This is a genomic window from Thalassotalea sp. Sam97, assembly GCF_041379765.1.
Taxonomy (GTDB): domain Bacteria; phylum Pseudomonadota; class Gammaproteobacteria; order Enterobacterales; family Alteromonadaceae; genus Thalassotalea_A; species Thalassotalea_A maritima.
This window is the reverse complement of sequence record NZ_CP166919.1, coordinates 1,030,670-1,052,671: the sequence shown is the minus strand read 5'-3', so window position 1 is coordinate 1,052,671 and position 22,002 is coordinate 1,030,670. Positions and strand designations below refer to the sequence as shown.

At 43.3% G+C, this 22,002-nt stretch carries 18 protein-coding genes; 5 read left to right on the top strand and 13 right to left on the bottom strand.

What is annotated here, in order from left to right; all coding sequences use genetic code 11:
* Positions 1-158: 158 nt before the first annotated feature.
* Both ACAX20_RS04635 and ACAX20_RS04630 read left to right on the top strand, forming a co-directional pair.
* The gene (locus ACAX20_RS04635) at positions 159-740 is read left to right on the top strand and encodes a TetR/AcrR family transcriptional regulator (RefSeq protein ID WP_371188933.1); all 582 of its coding nucleotides are present in this window, start codon (positions 159-161) and stop codon (positions 738-740) included.
* 85 nt (positions 741-825) lie between these two features.
* The gene (locus ACAX20_RS04630) at positions 826-1,980 is read left to right on the top strand and encodes a patatin-like phospholipase family protein (protein ID WP_371188932.1); all 1,155 of its coding nucleotides are present in this window, start codon (positions 826-828) and stop codon (positions 1,978-1,980) included.
* Between the two features lie 15 nt (positions 1,981-1,995).
* Here the strand turns inward: ACAX20_RS04630 and ACAX20_RS04625 are convergent, their stop codons facing one another.
* Positions 1,996-3,963: a cation:proton antiporter gene (locus ACAX20_RS04625; protein ID WP_371188930.1), complete on the bottom strand. Its 1,968-nt coding sequence runs from the start codon at positions 3,961-3,963 to the stop codon at positions 1,996-1,998.
* Positions 3,964-4,178: 215 nt separating this feature from the next.
* On the opposite strand from ACAX20_RS04625, the gene ACAX20_RS04620 reads away from it, so the two are divergent.
* Positions 4,179-6,593: a tetratricopeptide repeat protein gene (locus ACAX20_RS04620; protein ID WP_371188928.1), complete on the top strand. Its 2,415-nt coding sequence runs from the start codon at positions 4,179-4,181 to the stop codon at positions 6,591-6,593.
* Positions 6,594-6,682: 89 nt separating this feature from the next.
* Positions 6,683-7,165: a hypothetical protein gene (locus tag ACAX20_RS04615; protein WP_371188926.1), complete on the top strand. Its 483-nt coding sequence runs from the start codon at positions 6,683-6,685 to the stop codon at positions 7,163-7,165.
* Positions 7,166-7,194: 29 nt separating this feature from the next.
* Here the strand turns inward: ACAX20_RS04615 and ACAX20_RS04610 are convergent, their stop codons facing one another.
* The 8 genes from ACAX20_RS04610 to ACAX20_RS04575 form a co-directional block, all read right to left on the bottom strand.
* Complete coding sequence (locus ACAX20_RS04610; protein ID WP_371188924.1) at positions 7,195-7,830, bottom strand: hypothetical protein; 636 nt, start codon at positions 7,828-7,830, stop codon at positions 7,195-7,197.
* 39 nt (positions 7,831-7,869) lie between these two features.
* Positions 7,870-9,183, bottom strand: a complete 1,314-nt coding sequence (locus ACAX20_RS04605; RefSeq protein ID WP_371188923.1) for a DEAD/DEAH box helicase — start codon at positions 9,181-9,183, stop codon at positions 7,870-7,872.
* A gap of 210 nt (positions 9,184-9,393) precedes the next feature.
* Positions 9,394-10,815: an alanine/glycine:cation symporter family protein gene (locus ACAX20_RS04600; RefSeq protein WP_371188922.1), complete on the bottom strand. Its 1,422-nt coding sequence runs from the start codon at positions 10,813-10,815 to the stop codon at positions 9,394-9,396.
* Between the two features lie 169 nt (positions 10,816-10,984).
* Positions 10,985-11,755 carry an ion transporter gene (locus ACAX20_RS04595; RefSeq protein ID WP_371189581.1) on the bottom strand — a complete coding sequence of 257 codons (771 nt, stop codon included), beginning with the start codon at positions 11,753-11,755 and terminating at the stop codon, positions 10,985-10,987.
* 240 nt (positions 11,756-11,995) lie between these two features.
* The gene (locus tag ACAX20_RS04590; protein ID WP_371188920.1) at positions 11,996-12,427 is read right to left on the bottom strand and encodes an ATP-dependent zinc protease; all 432 of its coding nucleotides are present in this window, start codon (positions 12,425-12,427) and stop codon (positions 11,996-11,998) included.
* Positions 12,424-13,458, bottom strand: a complete 1,035-nt coding sequence (locus ACAX20_RS04585) for a succinylglutamate desuccinylase/aspartoacylase family protein (RefSeq protein WP_371188919.1) — start codon at positions 13,456-13,458, stop codon at positions 12,424-12,426. Before ACAX20_RS04585 ends, ACAX20_RS04590 begins: the two co-directional genes overlap by 4 nt.
* 101 nt (positions 13,459-13,559) lie before the next feature.
* Entirely contained in the window at positions 13,560-14,465 is a 906-nt protein-coding gene (gene rimK / locus ACAX20_RS04580) for a 30S ribosomal protein S6--L-glutamate ligase (RefSeq protein ID WP_371189580.1), read from the bottom strand.
* Between the two features lie 385 nt (positions 14,466-14,850).
* Positions 14,851-16,146: an amidohydrolase family protein gene (locus ACAX20_RS04575; RefSeq protein ID WP_371188917.1), complete on the bottom strand. Its 1,296-nt coding sequence runs from the start codon at positions 16,144-16,146 to the stop codon at positions 14,851-14,853.
* A gap of 379 nt (positions 16,147-16,525) precedes the next feature.
* Between ACAX20_RS04575 and ACAX20_RS04570 the strand changes: the two genes are divergently transcribed.
* Positions 16,526-17,155 (top strand): hypothetical protein, encoded by a 630-nt coding sequence (locus ACAX20_RS04570; protein WP_371188916.1) that lies wholly within the window; start codon positions 16,526-16,528, stop codon positions 17,153-17,155.
* A gap of 108 nt (positions 17,156-17,263) precedes the next feature.
* Here the strand turns inward: ACAX20_RS04570 and ACAX20_RS04565 are convergent, their stop codons facing one another.
* From ACAX20_RS04565 to ACAX20_RS04550, 4 genes are all read right to left on the bottom strand, one after another.
* Positions 17,264-17,749 (bottom strand): peptidylprolyl isomerase, encoded by a 486-nt coding sequence (locus tag ACAX20_RS04565; protein ID WP_371188915.1) that lies wholly within the window; start codon positions 17,747-17,749, stop codon positions 17,264-17,266.
* A gap of 78 nt (positions 17,750-17,827) precedes the next feature.
* Positions 17,828-18,658, bottom strand: a complete 831-nt coding sequence (gene murI, locus ACAX20_RS04560; RefSeq protein WP_371188913.1) for a glutamate racemase — start codon at positions 18,656-18,658, stop codon at positions 17,828-17,830.
* Positions 18,659-18,804: 146 nt separating this feature from the next.
* Entirely contained in the window at positions 18,805-20,205 is a 1,401-nt protein-coding gene (gene pntB, locus ACAX20_RS04555; RefSeq protein WP_371189578.1) for a Re/Si-specific NAD(P)(+) transhydrogenase subunit beta, read from the bottom strand.
* Between the two features lie 2 nt (positions 20,206-20,207).
* Entirely contained in the window at positions 20,208-21,752 is a 1,545-nt protein-coding gene (locus ACAX20_RS04550; RefSeq protein ID WP_371188912.1) for a Re/Si-specific NAD(P)(+) transhydrogenase subunit alpha, read from the bottom strand.
* Positions 21,753-22,002: the final 250 nt, after the last annotated feature.

Below are 22,002 nucleotides of genomic sequence, written 5' to 3'. Positions count from 1 at the left end.
TTAAACAACACATAGATTTAGGCCGACAATGTTAACACCTTTACAAAAAGTGTAAACATTGAATTGTGTTAAACAAATGTTTATGCTCTGTATTGACTCGGCAATAGCATGGCGTTTTTTGCTATGATTGAAGCAACAGTAATGAGAGACGCAGTTACGTGGCAAAAAGTAAGCAACAAATCATAGACGCTGCAACAGCATGCTTTTTACAGCATGGTTATCAAGCGACCAACATTTCTATGATCAGTCGTTATGCGGAGATTTCTCGTGTGACGATACATAAACACTTTGGTTCAAAAGATGTGTTACTGCGTGCTGTTATTGAGCATCACTGTCAACGACAAAACGCGTTATTTGCTCAGTTAAAGCAACAAAACCAAGATATTTGGGCAACTATAGCAACGGCATTAAAAGCAATTGCCGAGCCTATGTTTAACGACATAAAACAAGATATGATCCGCAATGAACTGCTTTATGCTGGCCGTAAATACGCTCAAGATATCATTGATCAACATAGGCAAAATCACGTCAGCTACATTCAATCCTTGCTTGAAGATGCGATAGATACCAAGAAAATACGTCTAGATACGTTAAACGTGTCCAGTTTTGAACTGGCTGAAATGATAGAGATTAACTTTAAAGGATTGATCCATACCAACCGACGATTAAGCATCGAACAACGCATTGATCAGTTAATTAGCGTGTATCGTCAAGCAACCCGTATTGAAAACAACAGTTAAACCAATAATAAACTTTACAGTACCGCTATCTTTTTACATAGTTATTATAAGAAGTAAATAATAACACCGACAAAGATCGCCACTGATGCTAGCTACCGAAAAGAAAAGCTACAAAGGATATAAAACTGCGTTGTTACTCACCGGCGGTGGTGCAACGGCGGCATATCAAGTAGGTGTTTTAAAAGCTATCGCTCGATTTTTACCACGCAATCATGGCATTCCTTTTCCCATTATTTGTGGAACATCCGCAGGCGCCATTAATGCAACTACCATCGCCTGTTACGCATCCTGTTACCACTTAGGGGTACGCAAACTCGAATATGTTTATAACAACTTACATACCAGTAAAATTTATCACTCAGATGCTTGGTTAGTTTTTTCGCATATTGCCAGAGGCATTTTAGACGGTATGCGTGCTGGTTACGCCAGTAAACGGCCCGTAAGTTTGCTCAATAATGAGCCTTTACGGCAATTATTAAATCAAGTTGTCGACTTTCGCCGCATCGACGCCAATATTAGTAAAGATTACTTGTCGTCGATCGCGGTGACCTGCTCAAGCTATAGCAGCGGTGATTCGATTAGCTTTTATCAAGCAGATAAGTCGATTAAGCCATGGGCTAGAGCCAAACGCCGTGGCGTACAAACGACATTAAATGCCACTCATCTACTGGCATCCAGTGCGATACCTTTGATTTTTCCGTCGGTGAAGATTAAGCATGAGCATTTTGGTGATGGTTCTGTTAGTCAGCTATCGCCATTAAGTGCGCCTATCCACTTAGGCGCACGACGTATCTTTATCATTGGTGTTGAACAACCTAGGCAACACATTCACCAAGCTGTGGCGTTTCATCAACCGCCTAGTGGCGCCGAAATTACTGGCCATTTAATGGATACCGTATTTAGTGAGGCACTTAACGGTGATTTAGAGCGTTTACAGCGTATTAATCAAACCTTATCTCTTATTGATGATGAGGCAAAACAGCAATCGCCACTAAAGCATATCGACAGTTTGCTCATCAACCCCAGTAAAAACTTCCATGTGCTCGCTAACGAACATTATGACGAATTACAATGGGCTTTGCGCGCCATTTTAAGGTTAATGGGCAGTGGCCGAGGTTCCGACTCCACATTAATGTCTTATATTTTGTTCCAACAAAACTACTGTAAGCGGCTAATTCAAATTGGCTTTGAAGATGGCATGGAGCGACAGCAAGAAATCATCGACTTTCTTGATTTGTAAACGCACGTAACTGCGTTATATTCCTTGCTGTAACAAGCGCTCTAGTCGTTCGACACGCCTTGGCTTACCTTGCAAAACCACGGTGTCTTGTGCTTGAAAGGTGAAACTATCATCAAATGTAGTGATCTCTTGCTCATCACGGCGGATGGCTATAATGCCCACTCGACGCCTTCTAAGATCTAATTCGGCAATGGTGCGCCCATTGGCCCATGCATTATCTAATAGTAAAGTGGGATGAATAAACTCAAGCCGCTCAATTGCCTCAGCACTCATATTGGTATCAACACCGGGATAAAAGCCATGCAAACGATTGTAATGGTTTTTGCGCTCTGCACGCATGCGTTTGACGATCCTTGCAAACGGGATGCCTGACAAATTCAGTACTTGTGAGACCAGCATAAGACTCCCCTCTAACGATTCAGGGACGACTTCATTAGCGCCCGCTGTCTTTAATGACTCTAAGGCATCGTCATTGCGGGTACGTACCAGAATTTGTACGTCATTCGACATAGCTCTGACCTTTTGTACAACCTCTAGTGATTGCTCTGCGGCACCGTAGGATATCACCACTAAGCGCGCTTTTGCTAGATTCGCTGCTTGCAAAACCTCTGTTTGCCGAGCAGAGCCAAACAACACGTGCTCACCGGCTTCTCGTGCTTCATTAACACGAAGCGGATCAATGTCTATGGCAACAAAAGGTATATCTTCTTGTTTTAAAAACCGACTCACGGTTTGACCAACACGACCAAAACCGCAAATCACCACATGATTAGATAAGGTTCTCGTTTTGCGCTTTTGCAACTCGTCATCATCGTCTTGTTTGCCATCGTACGCGATTGCCACAGCCCAAGAGCGAGCATTTTTTATCATATATGGGGTGATTGCCATCGAGATAATACCAGCCCCTAATAAAATCGAGGTTTGCTCACTGGTTAACACTTGATGGCTTGCTGCTAGAGAAATCAGCACAAAGCCAAACTCGCCCATTTGCGCCAACATGAACGCACTTGCCCAAGCGTCTTTTTTTGACTCGCCAGCACGCACCGCTACCCAACGTACCACTAAAATTTTCACCGCCATGAAAAACACCAGCAGAGCGACTATCATAAGTGGCTCATTAATGATGGTCATTACATCGACTTTCATGCCAACGGTAATAAAAAATAGCCCCATTAAGATATCGCGAAATGGGCGAATATCGGCTTCCAGTTGATATTTATACTGTGACTCTCCCAGCATCATCCCCGCAACAAACGCGCCGAGTGCCATAGATAAGCCAAAACCATGGGTAATACCTGCAGCCGATAAAGCGACAAATAACGTGGTAAGTACGAATAACTCATCGCTACGCACCTGGGCGACTTGGTTATAAATACGAGGCAACACCCATTTACCGATCGCTAGGAGCAAGGCTATAACAAACACTCCTTTTAACAAGGCAACTGATAACGCTGTAAGCATTGAACTGTCATTGCCAAGAGACAAAAGAGGAATGATGATCAATAAGGGGACGACCGCGATGTCTTGAAATAACAAGACAGCAACCGATATTTGCCCCGACTTACGCTTAATTGAACCACTTTCATTGAGTTGACGAATAACAATGGCCGTTGATGACAACGCAAGAATGCCACCAATAACTAAGGCGGTTTCAAAGCTGATCCCAAACGTCATAGCAATAATTAAAAATAACAGCCCTGAAATAACGACTTGTTTTGAGCCGACGCCAAACACTAAATGGCGCATGGCCAATAATTTAGGTAACGAAAACTCAAGGCCTAAGGTGAATAATAAAAATACGATACCGATCTCTGCGAATAAATCGTAGTTTATGGTCTCCCCTGTCATTGCTAAACCATGCTCACCTACGAGGGCTCCTGCCACAAGGTAAGCTAAAATTGCCGGTAAATGAATGCGTCGAAACAGCCAAATCACCACAACGGCAGCAAGTAACATGACCAAAACTTCTGACAAGTGTTCCACATTAGGTCCTTTTCACTAGGGGTCGCTCTTTGCTAGCGCCGAGTCTGTTACCAAGTATTTACAAACCACTGTATCAAAGTTAGCGATGAAATGCAGTGACAACGTCTGCTTTGCCAATTGTTTACGATTACCGTGTTGCAAACCCCTAGACTGCATTCATACTTAATTTAGCGAGGCACTGTTAAATGACAACAACCTGTTGATAGGCAACTTGTGTGAGTGGCAAAGACTTAATAACTAAATCAAATACCAATAACAACGGCGCTAAGTCAAATCTAGCGGGGCGTGCATCACTATTAAGATTGCATCAAGGCTTTAGCCTAGCTGATGTGATTGTCGAACCCGACAGTGGTGTTGTGATCCGTAATGGCGAACGCTTTCATTTAGCCCCCAAAGCAATGGAAGTATTAGTATTTTTGGCAAGTAAAGAATGTCAGTTAGTGTCCCGTCAAGAAATTCTAGAGTTTGGCTGGGGCGACAAATCACTTTCAAGCACCAATGTCACCCACACCATTAGCGAAATACGTCATGCCCTAGGGGATCATATTGAGTGCCCCACGTTTATTCAAACCGTACCTCGAAAAGGTTATCGGTTAATGGTGCCGTGTGAAGAAAAAGCCATGGCCAATGTCTATGCGCTACAACACCAAGCTCAAGGTTCTCATCAGCGCTGGAGCTTACCGTTATCGATTCTAAAAAGTAGCCGTTTATTTAAAGCAAGCGTTGCTTACGTCATTATCAGTTGGGTTTTACTGCAAGTGTTTGCGGTTATTTTACCCATATTCTCTGCCCCCGATTGGACGTTAAAAGCCGTCACTTTGATCCTTATCATCGGCTTTCCGCTGGTGTTAACCGTTCAGTGGTTTAGCGACCTTAGACAAAAGCGTCGTAGCGCACAACAACATGGTCAGCCTTCACGTTTTTTTTATCAACAGCTGGCTGTCGATTCGTTTTTCGTCGGTATTGTGTTGGTGGTTATTTACTTTTTATCGACCCACCTTATTACCTACATCGACGAAGAAGCGGTTGCTTCAGCAACACCTGTTAGCGCCAGTATAACAAAACCAATCAGTGACAATGCTGTGGCTGTTATGACCTTTAAGCTAAATGATGCAGACAATTACGCATTAGCGCAGATTCAAGATGAATTAATAACCATATTGGCGAATCGTCCAGAGTACAAAGTGGCGTCTTTACGCGCCGTGCAGGTACTTTCAGCAACCGATAATTTGGCGACCATTAAAAATCGTCTAGGGGTACGTTATTTAATTGAAGGCTCAGCAAGTGTTATCAATAACAATATCACTGCCGACCTACAGCTTATCGATACCCTATCCGGATTTCAGATTTGGGGAGGCAAGGTTGCCACTGCAAGTAACGATATTTATAGCTTTTACCAGCGTTTAGGGAGGGAGGTAATTAACGCCTTAGCACAAGCGATTCCCAGTAACGAAATCAGTAAGATAGCGACCATGCCTACCGAAAACAGCGACGCGTTTGACTATTACTTGCAAGGTAAAGCACAACTACGCGACAACAAAACCATCAACTCACTAACCGACGCAATTAATAGCTTAAAGCAAGCCTTGGTTTTAGATCCCAGTTTTGTCAATGCCTCTGCTTCCTTGTGTCAGGCCTACATGGAAATTTATTTACTCTCAAGTGATACGTCATATTTCCAACAAGGTAGCGACGTATGCGAAATGACGGCAAGTTATCAAGCAAGTAGCGTCGCCTCGTATTTATCCTTAGGTAAATTGAATCTCACCAAGGGTCGCATTAATAAAGCGCAGCAATACCTCTACAAAGGACTTGAGATTGACAGCGAGTCCATTCCCATGCTGAAAACATTGGCAAAGACATTTGCCAAACAACAGCAAATAGAGAAAGCACAAGAGTTATTTTTAAGAGCAATAAAACTAGAACCCGACTTTTGGCAAAACTATTACGATTACGGTTTAATGTTTTTTGAAAGCGGTCAATATCAACAGGCGATAGAACAATTTAATAAGGCGTTAACGTTAAACAGTGAAGCGGCTAATTTATTCAACGCTTTAGGGGGTACCTACTTTTTGTTAATGAATTGGCAAAGTGCCAGTGATAATTGGTCACAAGCGTTAGCACTGGAGCCCACAGCAATGACCTATGCGAATTTGGCAACCAGTTATTTTTATGACCAAAAATTTGAGCAAGCCGCAAAAACATATCAAAAAAGTTTAGAACTCGCGCCAAATAATCATATTGTCTGGGCAAATTTAGCCGATGCATACAAGTATTCTCACGATCAGCAGCACTTGGCACTAGAGACCTATCAAACCGCGCTTACCATGGCGCAAGAGCTACAATTGGTAAATCCGCAAAGCAAAAGCTTGCGTTCGAAAATAAGTCGTTATTACTCGGAGATTGGCGACTGTAACAATGCCAACGCCTATCGAAAAGAGCTTCTCAAATCGGCGATTAGCGATCCTTATACACATTATTCGCTGGCGCTGGTGGGCATAAATTGTCAACAGTTATTGTCTACAGAGCAGCATTTATTGCAAGCGATTGAACTAGGTTATCCAAAAGACCTGATACTGGCAGATCCTCAGTTTTTGGTCTATAAACATCAACTTAATAACATATTTTAATAACAAAATATGAGTACAACCTACCCTGCGTTTTGGCGTCTATTCGATTTCTTAATCGGCCACTAGGGTCATATAACGAGGAAATCTATATGAATGCCACTGTAACAACCACGGTTCGTTATGTCTTAATCGGCTTATCAGTGCTTGTCGCATCCCTTGCCTTATCGGATGCACTGGCCGATGACCATAAAATAAAAGATCAAACCCTAACCATTAACGTCAATGCCGATAATTGCGTCGAGAGCATCACCGCCGATCAACACGATAATTGTCAAGCGGAGTTTGGCGACGAAAATAATCCATGTAAGGGGAAAAAAGACTGTATTTGCAGTAACAAAGATAAACACATTACTTGGCAAATCGTGCCTGCACAGGAATTTGAAATTCAGCTGACAAGCTCATCAAACCCAAATCACAAAACACCATTTAAACAGTGTGATTTAAAGTCAGGTAGCGATGGTGATCTTAAATGCAAGGTGCATCACAAAGGCACATATACATACGAAGTTGCGGTTAAAGCATGTGAAGGCAGCGGTTACGATCCGATCATTATCGTTGGTCATGCGCGCTAGAGTATAAAACGCTGGGCGATAACATAGTATTACAAATCGCGTAATACTTGTTGTCGCTCCTGTGGCGTAAAGCCGACACATTGACGAGCAATACGAATCGCAACAGCAAATTTGTTCGTACCGAGTTTTTGTAATAATGCCAAAACAAAGTCTTTGTTAACATCAAACGCTTTGCGATAAAAATCCACCGCTTGATAAATGTCAGGATAAGTCACCCCATCAAAGTGAAACTGCTTACCTTGATAGGTATCATCGACTACCTGCCCCGCAACTTGTATCGGCCACCCTGCAAAATTGACCCGTTGTTTGGCAACTTCATACATAAACCAGGCACTCTTGGCAAAGCCGGCAAAATTGCCACCTTCAAAACCTGCATCAGCGAGCTCTTGCTGCGTCCAATTTTGACCTATCGCTAAATCTTTATGATAGCGCTTTAACAGTGCTAGTTTTACATCTTGTCGGCAGCTAAATATAGTGTGACCATTGCTTTGACTGGCAAGCTCAAAACACTCACCACAAGCGTTAATGAAAATCGCTGGGTGAGGACAATCAAGGTGCAATGAATTAGATGCTGGGAAGGCAAGCGACCGTAAGTAAGGCTCGCCACAAAACCAACATTGATGTCGGTTAGCAAACGGTACGTCGATCGCTTGATATGATAACATGCTCATCCTTTAGCTATGTGTCTTGACCCTACAAGCACATTACTTACTTGAATAACGGCTACGCTTTTTAGGTTTAACCGCTTTTTTAGAGGTACTAGACTTTTTCGGTTTAGCGGTTTGCTTTTGTGCTATCGCTCGGTTCTTATCGCGTTGCGCCTGATGGCGGTTCCTAGCTAAAGGTTTAGCCGCTGTTGCTTCGTCGTTTGATTGATAAGCAAGCGGATCAAATTCGTAACCAGGTAATTTAATTTGGACGATTTTCTGGCCAATTGTTTTTTCAATATTAGCCAAAAATTTATTATCTTTTGGTGATAATAATGAAATTGCCGTACCTGTTTTACCCGCTCGCCCCGTACGACCAATTCGGTGTACATAATCTTCTGGCAAGAACGGTAAGTGATAATTGACCACGTACTCTAAGTCTGGGATATCGATGCCCCGTGCGGCAACATCAGTGGCAACCAATACGCGCGCTTTACCTTCGGTAAAGTCTTGCAACGCTTTATTACGCGAGCCTTGTGATATATCACCATGACACAACGCCGCTTTAATACCATCAAGCTTTAACTCTTTAGCAATTTGGTTGGCACTTTCTCGGGTACCAGCAAACACCATCACTTGGCGCCAGTTATTGACACCGATAAGTTCAGCAAGCATTTCACTTTTACGTGTTTCTTCAACAGGATAAACAAAGTGTTTAACCTTAGCATTGGTAGCGTTTTGCTTGGCCGTTTCAATGATACGCGGGTTATCTAATATCTGTTTGGTAAGCAACTTCACTTTATTAGAGAACGTCGCCGAAAACAGTAATGTCTGATGCTTATGCTTAAGTTGCATAAACAATTTTTCGATATCCGCTAAGAAGCCCATATCCAACATACGATCGGCTTCATCAAGCACCACGTGTTTTACTTGCGATAAATTTACATGGCGCATTTGCACATGCTCAAGTAAACGGCCAGGCGTTGCCACTAAAATATCACCACCAGCACGTAAACGTTTTTCTTGGCCCGCTGAGCCGACGCCACCAAACACCACCACAGTTTGCAAATGCGTGTGTTTACAATAATTGTTGATATTCTCGGCAACCTGATTTGCTAGCTCTCGCGTTGGTGCTAACACTAACGCTTTAAAAACTGGCACAGTTGATGGTTTCGCCGTTAACAATTGCTCGATAATAGGTAACGAAAATGCCGCCGTTTTACCGGTACCGGTTTGCGCACTCGCAAGTACATCTTGACCACTTCTTACAGCGCTGATAGCGCGTTGTTGAATCGGCGTCATTTGTTTGTAGCCACATTCTTTTACGGCTTGTAATAGCGGTTCTGGTAAGCCAATGGTATCGAAACTCATGTTTATCCTGATAATAATGAGGTGGTAAATAAATTGTCGGCGAGAATAGCAAAAATGCCCACATATTGAAACAAATAGCGCCGTAAAATGGCGCTATTAATGAGTATAAGCCTATACCGCACAACCTTAAAATACTGCTGTCGTCGTGCGACTGGTCAAGCCAAAGCTAAGATTATCGCCTGCTAACCACGCAACAATACCAAATCATGACTATGGTAAGCGGGTATTTTCTTCGCTCCAAATACCAGGGGTTAAGTTCATCTCCTGCTCTTGTTGCTTGCTGGCAACAAAGCGTGGAACTTCGCCTTTATCGATGTGGCGATTATAATCTTTAGCCAACGTAACCAATACTTTCGTTAACAATAATATGGCTACGATGTTAATCACTGTCATCAGTCCCATTGCTAAGTCAGCCAGACCAAGCACTTCGCCTAAAGTGGCAATGGATGCGTAGAAGATCATCCCTAAGAATACGGTTATGAATAACAATCGGCCGATTTTATTATTCAGCTTCATAAATGGCAGCGCGTTCTCGGCATAGGCGTAGTTAGCAACAATTGAAGTAAAGCCAAAAAACATAATCGCAAGGGCAATAAAGTCACCGCCCCAAGGACCCACTAGGTTCTCCATGGCTTGTTGGGTTAGTTGAATACCAAATGTTTGCCCTAACTCAATGCCACTGAGCATAATGATAAATGCGGTACAGGTACACAACACTATGGTGTCAAAGAATACCCCAGACATTTGTACATAACCCTGCGATACCGGATGTGGCGGATAAGGCGTAGCAGCCGCTGCCGCGTTCGGTACAGAACCCATACCCGCTTCATTAGAGTATAAACCTCGCTTAATACCTTGCATCATCGCCATACCTAGCATACCCGCGCCAGCCTCTTGTAAGCCAAATGCCGACATGACAATATCAGACAAAATACCAGGTATTTGTTGTAGATTGCTAAACACAACCCAGATTGCAACAATGAAATAAATAACGCCCATAAAAGGCACCACCATTTCGGAGAAACGGGCGATCTTTTTCATCCCGCCCATGACGATAATACCTGCGAGAATGGTGATCACCGCACCGGTGATCCAAGGTTCAATACCGTAAGAAAACTTAAATGCTTCGGCAATCGAGTATGCTTGTGGTCCAGAAAAAACCACACCATAACCAATGAATAAACACACCGAGAAAATCACAGCTAATACCGGACTTTTTAAGCCTTTTAGCATATAAAAAGCCGGCCCACCGCGATAATTACCTTGGCGGTTTTCTTCTTTATACAATTGGCCTAATGTTGACTCAGCAAACGCGGTAGCCATACCAACAAGGGCAATCATCCACATCCAAAATACCGCGCCAGGGCCTCCTAACGAAATCGCTACGGCAACCCCCATTAGGTTGCCTGTACCTACACGAGCTGCCAGTGATGTACATAAGGCTTGAAAAGATGATATTCCATGACCGTCATGGCTACGGCTATGCTTCATAACCGAAAACATATGACCAAAGTGACGAAATTGAATCCCGCGCAAACGCACAGTGAACCATAAGCCAGCCAGTAACAACAGAGGCACTAACAGCTGCCCCCAAAGCAGGTTATTTAAAAAACCAACAACATCACTCAACAAAGTATTTCCTTTCAATTTTCAATAAAAAGCGCGCACTAGTGGCTACGCTTTTTTAGATTTGGTTTCGATAATGTAGCCGACTAAAGCGTTATGGTATTCGCTTCAAGTAGGCTAGCGATAGCATCTAGTTAGCAATGCTAAAATAAATATTAGTCCTCTCGACTTATATTTATTTATTTTTTTCTGCGATTAACGCCGTTAACTCGCCAATTTGTTGCTGTAACTGCTCAATTTGGGCACGTGTTGCAGGCTCTCCGCCTTCTTTACTTTCGCCATGCGCACGAGCACGTTCAAGTTCGTGTTCTTCGCCCATCACTTCTAAAATGGTACCAACCATCATGTTTAAAAAGATAAACGCAGTAAAGAAAATAAAACTGATATAAAAAATCCAACTTAGAGGATATACCTCCATAGTTTCATACATTACGTCGGTCCAATCTTCAAAGGTGGCAACACGGAACAAGGTTAATAAAGCGACGGTTACATCACCCCATAAAAACTCGTTAATGTCAGCAAACATGATGCTGCCAATAGCACCATAAATATAAAAAATGACAAACATCAACAAAGCAATGTAGCCCATTCTTGGGATGGCTTTGATCAGGGCATTAATCAATGAGCGTAACTCTGGAATCATTGACACAAGGCGCAGCACTCTGAATACACGTAATAAACGAGCTAATAGCACTCCACTACCACCAGCAGGAATAAGACTACCGATGACGATCAAGGTATCAAAGATATTCCAACCGCTACGAAAGAACTGCTTGGCATTGTTCATCGCAACGTAACGAATCAACAACTCAGCAGCAAAAAATACCGTTACTGCCATATCCATTATCAGCAGTGTGGTTAATACCTCGGTCGGTAAATCATGGGTGCGTGCACCAATTAACAAAGCCGACAAGACGATTACAGAGATCACAACGCCCTGAAACATCTTGCTCGAATCGATACGCTTTAGCGTTGCCTGTAAAACTGAAATATTCACTATGGTTCTCGTAAAATGCAGACAGAAATGAAAACCCCGAAGATTGCCTCGAATTTCACTTAAAGGCAATATCTTTGCGCAAAATATTTCGCTATAAGGCGGTTACCAAAAGAAATAACGAAAGAAAGACATGTCAATAACAAAAACGAGCAACGGCCTTTGCTCGTTCTGTTGCGAATGTGGCAGTAATTATTGGCTCGATACAATAAATGGGCTTGAGACATCCACTAAAAAGTGGCCACGTAGTGCTTGACGACCAAGTAACATTAAATAGGTCATGTCTGAACGATCGGTTAAGGTAATTTCAATGTCCCAATGATAACCAGCCAAAATAGCTTTTGTTTGGATAACATAACGTTGCTCAACTTGGGCATTTGATGATTTGATTTTACGTACATCGATGAGTACCGCTGTACAACGCTTGGTTTTATCGACATTATGAATTTCAGGGTGAATATCAAATGAAATGGCCGGTTTGCCATCTTGTTGGGTGCGCTGGATATTATCGACATGAAGCGATGATGTCTGCGCCCCAGTATCAACCCTAGCGGTAAGCTGAGTGATCCCTAACTCAGGCAAGTCAAGGTTTTCAATATGGCCAATAATCATTTTATCGCTCATAGTAATTCCTCGGTTTCTTCAACATTATTAACGAGCTCATCTTCTATGGTTTCAATTTGCTCGGCGATTTCTTCGTTGTCATCTTGGAAATAGGCGATGTGATACATAGCTTCGCCCTCTTGCACCAAAGGTATGTTTTGTTTGCCAATAATCACCCCACTTTTGCTGGCGATCACATTACCCAGCAATTCGCCATAGGGACTACCAATGGAGGCTAATACCTCGCCTTTTTTTACATGATCTCCCAACTTAAAATGATGCGTTACCATGCCACTTTCACTGGCTCGAATCCAGCCCGACTTATCAGCAATAAAGTAATTTTCTTGCTGTTTGCGGGAGCGACGTTTGGACATCATTTTCAAATGCCTTAACACATTAATAATACCCTTGATACCGGCACGAATTGAAAACTCATCAAAACGCAATGCTTCGCCAGCCTCGTAAAGCAGCACCTTGGTGCCATTAGCAACCGCCGCTTGGCGCAGAGAACCATCGCGGATATCGGCATTTAAAATAACCGGTACCGCAAAAGCCTTAGCCATCTCTAAGGTTTCTGGATCCGACAAATCGGCACGTATTTGTGGTAAGTTAGAGCGATGAATCGCCCCTGTGTGTAAATCAATCCCATAATCACATTTACTGACAATTTCAGTCAAAAAGGTATTGGCCAGACGCCCCGCTAGGGACCCTTTTGCTGAGCCTGGAAAGCAGCGATTTAAATCGCGCCTGTCCGGCATATAGCGACTTTGGTTAATAACACCATAAACATTGACCATAGGCACCGCAATAAGTGTGCCAGAGGTTATTTTAAAGCCCTTCATGGTTATTAACCGACCGATGGTTTCAATACCATTTAACTCATCTCCATGAACCGCGGCACTGATAAAAATCGTCGGCCCCTTGCGCTTCGATCGAATAATGTAAATAGGAATGTGAATATCTGAGTCTGTATACAACTTAGCAACAGGTAAATCGATTTTTTTCGTTTCACCTGGCATGATGGTGTATTCACCTATGGTCAATTCCGTCATACTGTTTCACTTGTTTTATTAATTGGCGAGCTTTTAGAGCCCGAGTCAGTCAACACGCTCCTCGCAGCGCATGTTGACCATTTGCAACCAGACTAAGCTACCTAGCCTTTACCGCGCGTACGGTTAGCATGTGGCTTGGCATTTTTCGCAATAAAGTCAAACACTTTAGTTGCAACATCTAACCCTGTTGCGGTTTCAATACCTTCTAAGCCTGGCGATGAGTTTACTTCCATTACCATTGGGCCCTGATTGGAACGCAGTAAATCGACACCACAAAAGTTAAGCCCCATAACTTTGGCAGCATTGACGGCGGTAGCCCGCTCTTCTTTGCTAAGCTTGATCACTTCCGCACTGCCACCTCGATGTAAGTTCGAACGAAACTCTCCCTCTGCGCCTTGACGTTTCATGGCGGCAACGACTTTACCCCCCACCACCAAGCAACGAATATCCGCGCCTCCAGCTTCAGCAATAAACTCCTGCACCAAAATATTGGCTTGTAAGCCTAAGAATGCTTCAATAATGCTCTCGGCTGCTTTGTTGGTGTCAGCTAATACCACACCTATGCCTTGTGTACCTTCTAATAACTTAATCACCAAGGGTGCGCCCCCGACATTCTTGATTAAATCCTTAATATTGTCAGGCCGGCTCGCAAAGCCAGTTCGCGGTAGACCGATACCTTTACGAGACAGTAATTGCAACGAACGTAATTTATCGCGAGAACGACTGATCGCTACCGATTCATTAATACTAAAGGTGCCCATCATTTCAAACTGGCGCACAACCGCTGTGCCATAAAAGGTTATCGAAGCACCAATACGTGGAATAATCGCATCATATAGTGGTAATTCTTCGCCGTAGTAACGCACAGCAGGGCGACTACTGGTTATATCCATGTAACAATGCAAGGTATCGATAATATCCACTTGATGCCCTAGTTTTTCACCCGCCTCTTTCAAGCGTCGAGTGGAATATAAATTTGCATTACGAGATAAAATGGCAACTTTCATCATTTCTCCTGTTGGGGTGCCAATATAAAAGTGAGGGGGCACAAATTAATTATTAAGGTTTGTTTAATTGTTGTAGTTAATGCGCCATTCGTCCAGCGCAGGACAAAATTGATAACAAGAATTATCAAGCATTATTCAGCTGCTCACGGTACGTGTCACAAAATTGGCCGCACAATATATGCAAAATCAATTAAAAGCTAGAAAAATTAGTAGATTAAGTGTTTTTAGTTTAGGTTAGCCTTTATGGCTAACCTTCTATTGCAACGAGACTTGCTTGCCGGGTAGAGATGCTAAAATAGCTTGCTCACAAGTCTTTGTTGATCGTTTTTTATGCCTTGCGATAAGCAGATATAATCAGCAAGGCTGTCCTGGACGGTGGTGTGATTTAACGAACATACTTGTAGATGCGGCCATCTTTCATAACAAAGTTCACTTGTTGTAGCATGCTAATATCCTGCAGAGGGTTATCATCAACCGCGATAATATCGGCCAACTTACCCGGTTCGAGTGTTCCTAAGCTATCACTCAAATCCACCAAGTCCGCGGCATTAACAGTCGCTGATATAATGATATCCATCGGTGTCATACCGGCTTGTTGCATTAACACGGCTTCATAAGCGTTATTGCCATGGCTAGAGACACCAGAGTCTGTGCCAAAGGCTATATTCACCCCATTTTCGTACGCGCGACTAAAGTTTTTCATCATATCGGTACCAACCCGTAATGCCTTTTCCTTTATCGCAGGTGACATAAAGTCGCTATTTTTTGCCATTTGCACCACGGTATCACCGGCAAGTAATGTTGGAACTAAATAAGCGCCAGTTTGCTTAAACAACTGAATCGAATCGGCATCCGCATAGCTACCGTGCTCTATCGAATCAACGCCAGCTTGCAGTGCCGCATTAATGCCGGCCGCCGCGTGAGCATGACTGGCCACTTTACGGCCTAATGCGTGTGCCGTGCGAACAATCTCTTTGAGCTCATCATCAGCCATCTGCACGCCAGTTCCTGTGTTGGTATCGGATAAGACACCACCTGTTGAGGTGATTTTAATCACATCGGCACCATATTTTATGGCTTTACGTGTCGCTGCACGGCATTCATAAGGGCCATTACATACCGTATCAGAGGTGTATTTTGTAAGTAAATCGTGACGCATGCCATCAACATCGGCATGGCCTCCAGTAACAGGGACCCGGCCAGCAGCAACGATACGAGGACCCTCAACCCACTGCTTTGCTATCGCATCACGTAACGCATATATCGCCTGGGGATCGGCGCCTAAGTCACGAACTAGGGTAAATCCTGCTTGCAAGGTTTTATCAGCAAACTGTACGCTACGCATAGCGATGTCCTCAGCAGATAACAGCACGGTTTCTAATTTGCTGTTTGGGCCTAACTGATATTGCATATGCACATGCATATCCATTAACCCAGGCAACACAAATTTATCGCGTAAATCAATTACCTCTGCGTTTTTATCGACGTCACTCTTGCTAATATAACCGGCTTCTATTCGTTCAATTTGGTTATCTTTTACAACGATCGATTGCTGCTTTTGTACTGTTTTTCCTGGTACTGCCAGCAACTCACCAACATGTAATATCTTATAATCAGCAGCAATTGACAGACTTGGTAATAGTGCCAGCGAAAGTAGGTATGTTCGAGCTATACAACGCATAATATCCCCTTATTATTGTTTTTCGCAGTCGTCAAAAAAGCCGATAAAACATTTTGATCTGACTCAATAAAGTTTATAAAAAATCTTATAAACAATAACTTACAGATAACGTAAGCGATAGTAAAGAGAACATTCAAGTCGCTCAAAAAACATCCATAACAATTGCTGACTGTAACAATTATGTCACTGAGCTTGCGACCTTTTTTTCAGTGGCAAGCAGTTTCGTAGCAAGCCGTTAAGACAATAGGGAGAAGACAACAAGCCTAAGCTTATTCTGATATCGTTCTGCTATGCATGACTATTATTAAAAATGCACTAAAGTTATAGCCACAGTTTACTTATTCATAAATTAACGTTTTCTCTTTAAAAGGCACAGTGTATGAAATACGGCTTGCTATTAACATTCGCAGTATTGCTCCTAAGTGGTTGTACAACCACCCAAGATCTGCCACCAATATCACAAATAGAGCCAAGCTTAGCTGAGCCAGGAACGTTAGCCAGCAAAAGCCTTATTGCTCAGGCAAGCGCAGGCATAGAGAAAATAACTGGAACAACAAGTGCTAACTCAGAGCTGGTGCCATTTATTGCGCAACAACCTGTGGGCTCGCTTGGCTCACGAGCTTGGCGAGAAATTTGGGTTGTAAAAACGCCTGAACGGGCAATGACCTTCCTGCTCACCTTTAGAGAAAGCAATACCGATAGCACAAACGTTGCTATCAGCCAGCTAAAAAATATCGAACGCAAGCCCGATCTCCCTCCTAAAAAGGCTGAACAAACCGTAACAGAAATTAAACCGACATATGACTGCCCAGGCTCTGCAAGTGCCTTTACGTTAGGTCAATCGAGCGAGGTCGTGAAAGGTTGCTTAGGCAAACCGAATAATATTGATGATATCGTCGAAGGTGGCTATATGTACCTGTATGCAGGCGAGAATCAGGTCATACGGACCTACACATTCAACCGACACGACCAACTGATCGACTTTAATGAATACAAAGCTTATAAGTAATTAAATAATAAAGGCTTAATATAAGTAGGAGGCAGGGCGGAAATTAGATTATCCGCCCCGAATAGAGGTTACTATTAACGATTTATAGCACTAGGTTGAACGACTGAATTAGTCGTGGTGATGACCACCTACGCCATGAGCGTGGCCATGAGAAATTTCACTTTCTTCTGCCGGGCGAACATTAACCACATCAATATCAAATTGCAGTGTTTGACCTGCGTATGGGTGGTTTGTATCCACGGTCACCATAAAGCGCCCCACTTTAGTTACCGTTACTTGACGTTGACCTTGATCGGTATTGACGATAGCAACCATGCCTTTTTTCCAGTTTTTAGCACCTTGTAAGTGCTTTGCCGGTACACGCTGCTCCGCCCCTTCAACGTACTCACCATATGCATCTTTTGGCTCAACAGTAACCGAGAATGAGTCACCTGCAGCTTTGCCCATTAACGCATTTTCCACACCAACGATCATGTTGTTATGACCCATTAAAATGGCAATGGGATCACCCTGGCGTGAATCTTCAATTAATTTGCCATCACTGTCTTTTAACACGTAGTGAAATTGAACCACTGTATCTTTTGCAATATTCATGAATATTTCCTGTATTGTTGTCTACTTGTACTGACAAGATCGTCTACTGACGTGAGATAGCACACTCATCAGCACAATTTATATGTGAGTATAGTTAACCACTGTTGGTTTGTTTAATAAGGCCGAAAACACCTGATTTACTGTCGCTAACGGTGACGTTGTATAAAATTTATCTGCCTGCGCAATAACGCAATTTAAGCTCAGTAGTTGGCTTAGCGCGAGTTGTCTTTGCAACTGTTTCGCAACGGGCTCTGCTGTATCGTATAGCGTAATATTGGCTGGTAAGCGTTGGCGAATTTGTTGTTTCACAAAGGGGTAATGTGTACAGCCTAACACCAAGCAATCAATGTCGTGTGCTAACGTTTTAGCAACGAATTGATCCAGCAGTTTGTCTAACGCCGGTCCTAGTGTTTGCAGCTCAATACATTCAACTAAACCAGGACAAGCAAGCAAGTGGTAATCTATGCCATTGCTATGCTGACGTCGCAAGTTAGCAAAGCTTTCACTCGCCACCGTGGCTTTCGTCGCCCAAACAGCTACATGACCAGTTTTTGTCGCTAAAGCCGCAGGTTTAACCGCAGGTTCAACACCTATAATTGGCAGACTAAAATCGGCTCTCAATTGGGCAATAACCGATACGGTTGCGGTATTACAAGCGACAACAATGGCTTTAACACCTTGTGCTATCAAAAACTGGCATATTCGATGGCTGCGCTGGTAGATAAAATCTGTCGTTTTCTCACCATACGGCGCATAAGCCATATCACCAACATAAATCAGCTGTTCGTTACTAAGTAGCTTTTTTATGCCTTGATAAATTGACAAGCCACCGACGCCCGAATCAAAAATACCGATCGGTGCATTCGCCTGATTTGCGTAATTGGCCTGTTGACGAGATGTATGTGTCACAAAGCTATGCGATTTGATGAATAGTTTGCTGATTATACGACTGACTCAGAAAATAAAAAACCCGAAAAGTAAGCCTTTCGGGTTTTTATCGACAGATAGGTAATTTTTGCTAAGGATCAATACCTATATAAAGACTTAGCTGGCTACTACAAAGCTTTAAATATTTGTTCAACACTGTCTTTTGCATCGCCAAATAACATGGCTGTATTATCTTTGAAGAACAGTGGGTTTTGTACACCAGCATAACCTGTGTTCATTGAACGCTTAAAGACGACAACTTGTTTCGCATGCCATACCTCACACACAGGCATCCCTGCAATCGGACTAGATGGATCTTCAGCTGCAGCCGGGTTTACCGTATCGTTAGCGCCAATCACCAAAACAACGTCGGTGTCAGCAAAATCATCATTGATTTCTTCCATGCCTAATACAATATCGTAAGGCACTTTCGCTTCTGCTAACAAGACATTCATATGGCCCGGTAAGCGACCAGCTACAGGATGAATGGCAAAGCGTACGTCAATCCCCTTCTCTTGTAGGGCACGCGTTAGCTCGTATACAGGGTATTGCGCTTGCGCAACGGCCATACCATAACCTGGGGTAATAATTACCGACTTAGCTTCTGATAATAATTCCGCGGTTGCTTGCGCGTTGATTTCAACATGTTCACCATAGTCAACGTCAGCGCTGCTTTGTTGGTCGTTACCAAAACCGCCAGCGATAACGCTGATAAACGAGCGATTCATTGCCTTACACATAATGTAAGATAAGATGGCACCAGAACTACCTACCAGAGCACCGGTAATGATCAACAAATCGTTACCTAACATAAAGCCTGCCGCCGCCGCTGCCCAGCCAGAATATGAATTCAGCATCGACACCACTACCGGCATATCGGCACCACCAATTGAGGCCACCAGATGATAGCCAAACACAAAAGCGATAAGGGTCATGATAAGCAGTGGCATGGTTGCTCCACCTTGACCAACAAAGTCAAATAGCAAGTAAATACTCACCAGCACCATCACTAAATTGAGTTTATGGCGATGGGGTAACATCAAGGCTGCGCTATTAACAAGGCCACGTAATTTTGCAAAAGCGACAACCGAGCCCGTAAAGGTAACCGCACCAATAAACACGCCTAAAAATATCTCGACATGATGAATCGTCGCTTCTGCACTATTTACGATATGTGATAACGCCGGCGCAATCGCTTGGCTTTGCTCAAAGTAACTATTAAAGCCAACAAAAACCGCGGCTAAACCTACAAAACTGTGCAGAATAGCCACAAGTTCTGGCATTTCGGTCATTTCAACTTTTCGCGCCAAAAATAAGCCAATAGCACCGCCAACCACCATGCAAGCGATGATAATGGCAACGCCACTCACTGCTGGGTTAGCAATGGTTGCCACTAACGCAATGACCATACCAACAATACCGCACCAGTTACCTGAGCTGGCCGTTTCTTGTTTACTCAAACCACCTAATGACATAATGAACAGTAAAGCGGCAATGATGTAAGATGCACTGATCATACTTTCACTCATCATTACTCCCCCCCTTTTCTGAACATTTTCAACATACGCTTGGTAACGAAAAAGCCACCCGCAATATTGATACTGGCAATAAGCACCGCTATACCAGCAAGAACTTGGACAATCAGGTTATCACTACCCACTTGCAATAATGCTCCGACAATAATAATGCCTGAAATCGCATTAGTAACACTCATCAGAGGGGTATGAAGAGCATGAGTTACATTCCATACCAAATGGTAACCCACCACACAGGCCAGCACGAATACGGTAAAGTGTGATAAAAACTCAGCCGGAGCCACTCGTGCAACAAGAGCAAACAACACGGCACCAACGGCCATTGCACCGTATTTGACCATAGGTGATGTTTGCTTAGCTTTTGCTGGTTCAGCTTTAACCTGTGATTTAGCTGGTGCTGGTGTGGCTGCAGATACTTTGATAGGCGGTGGCGGGAAGGTAATTTCACCGTCTTTAACGACGGTCATATTACGAATAACTTGATCATCAAAATCGATATCGATGTTACCATCTTTATCTTTGCACAATAATTTGAGCAAATTAACCAGATTATTGGCATAGAGTTGGCTCGCCTGATTCGGCAAGCGTGAAACAAGATCGGTATAACCAATAATTTTAACTTGGTTAACTTCGGTCAGTTCACCTGGAACTGTCAATTCACAATTACCGCCACCAGGAGCCGCTAAGTCAACAATAACCGAGCCCGGTTTCATCAACTCAACCATATCCTTTAATATTAATTTGGGCGCTGGGCGACCTGGGATCATTGCCGTGGTAATAATGATATCAACGTCTTTAGCTTGCTCGCGAAATAGTGCCATTTCGGCATCAATAAACGCTTGACTCATTTCCTTGGCGTAGCCGTCACCTGAGCCGGTATCTTCCTCTTCTTGATAATCAAGTTCGAGAAATTCCGCGCCCATGCTTTCTATTTGTTCTTTTACTTCAGGTCGAGTGTCAAAAGCACGGACAACAGCACCAAGGCTACCTGCCGTGCCAATAGCAGCAAGACCGGCAACACCAGCACCAATGACCATGACTTTCGCTGGTGGAATTTTGCCAGCAGCAGTGATCTGCCCCGTTAAAAATCGGCCAAAATGATTAGTTGCTTCAACCACCGCTCGATAACCGGCGATATTTGCCATTGAGCTCAGCGCATCCATCGACTGCGAGCGAGTCATTCTTGGCACCATCTCCATCGCCAAGGAGGTAATATTTTTATTTTTTAATTTAACAAGCAATGTTTCATTTTGCGCTGGCGCTAAAAAACTCACTAAATGAGCACCATCTGTCAAAAGGTCAACTTCGCTATCATTGGGTTGATTTACTTTTAATACCAGATCTGCTTGCCAAACGGTATTGGTATCGCCAAGGGTAGCCCCGGCTTTACGATAAACATCGTCATTGAAGCTTGCTTTATCACCCGCACCATGCTCGACCAGCACATCAAAACCAAGCTTTATTAATGCCTCAATTGATGCGGGCGACGCAGCGACACGATTTTCTCCGGCAAGCGATTCCTTAGGAATGCCTATTAGCATATTCGTACCTTTAACATCTTCTGATTATATATTCGCGCTATCGAAGACCAGACGCTTACAACTGGGTTTGTATGCCCACCGTCAATAAGCGTTCAGCGATAACATGGAAGTAATTAGCCCCGCCTTGCTCACCAAATTAACATGCGATGAATGCGGTCACTCCAACCATTATTATTAACATCTTTTTGTTCAAAAAAGAATCTAAACGGTTAATTTTTGGTGGTTTTTTGGCTTAGTCCAAATAAATCTA

Coding starts and splice junctions, on each gene's coding strand:
- ACAX20_RS04595 (WP_371189581.1), bottom strand. CDS start 11,755: ATGTTTCAGGGCGTTGTGATCTCTGTAATCGTCTTGTCGGCTTTGTTA.
- rimK (WP_371189580.1), bottom strand. CDS start 14,465: ATGAAAGTTGCCATTTTATCTCGTAATGCAAATTTATATTCCACTCGA.
- ACAX20_RS04630 (WP_371188932.1), top strand. CDS start 826: ATGCTAGCTACCGAAAAGAAAAGCTACAAAGGATATAAAACTGCGTTG.
- ACAX20_RS04590 (WP_371188920.1), bottom strand. CDS start 12,427: ATGAGCGATAAAATGATTATTGGCCATATTGAAAACCTTGACTTGCCT.
- ACAX20_RS04575 (WP_371188917.1), bottom strand. CDS start 16,146: ATGCGTTGTATAGCTCGAACATACCTACTTTCGCTGGCACTATTACCA.
- ACAX20_RS04570 (WP_371188916.1), top strand. CDS start 16,526: ATGAAATACGGCTTGCTATTAACATTCGCAGTATTGCTCCTAAGTGGT.
- ACAX20_RS04585 (WP_371188919.1), bottom strand. CDS start 13,458: ATGACGGAATTGACCATAGGTGAATACACCATCATGCCAGGTGAAACG.
- ACAX20_RS04605 (WP_371188923.1), bottom strand. CDS start 9,183: ATGAGTTTCGATACCATTGGCTTACCAGAACCGCTATTACAAGCCGTA.
- ACAX20_RS04615 (WP_371188926.1), top strand. CDS start 6,683: ATGAATGCCACTGTAACAACCACGGTTCGTTATGTCTTAATCGGCTTA.
- ACAX20_RS04565 (WP_371188915.1), bottom strand. CDS start 17,749: ATGAATATTGCAAAAGATACAGTGGTTCAATTTCACTACGTGTTAAAA.
- ACAX20_RS04550 (WP_371188912.1), bottom strand. CDS start 21,752: ATGCTAATAGGCATTCCTAAGGAATCGCTTGCCGGAGAAAATCGTGTC.
- ACAX20_RS04610 (WP_371188924.1), bottom strand. CDS start 7,830: ATGTTATCATATCAAGCGATCGACGTACCGTTTGCTAACCGACATCAA.
- pntB (WP_371189578.1), bottom strand. CDS start 20,205: ATGAGTGAAAGTATGATCAGTGCATCTTACATCATTGCCGCTTTACTG.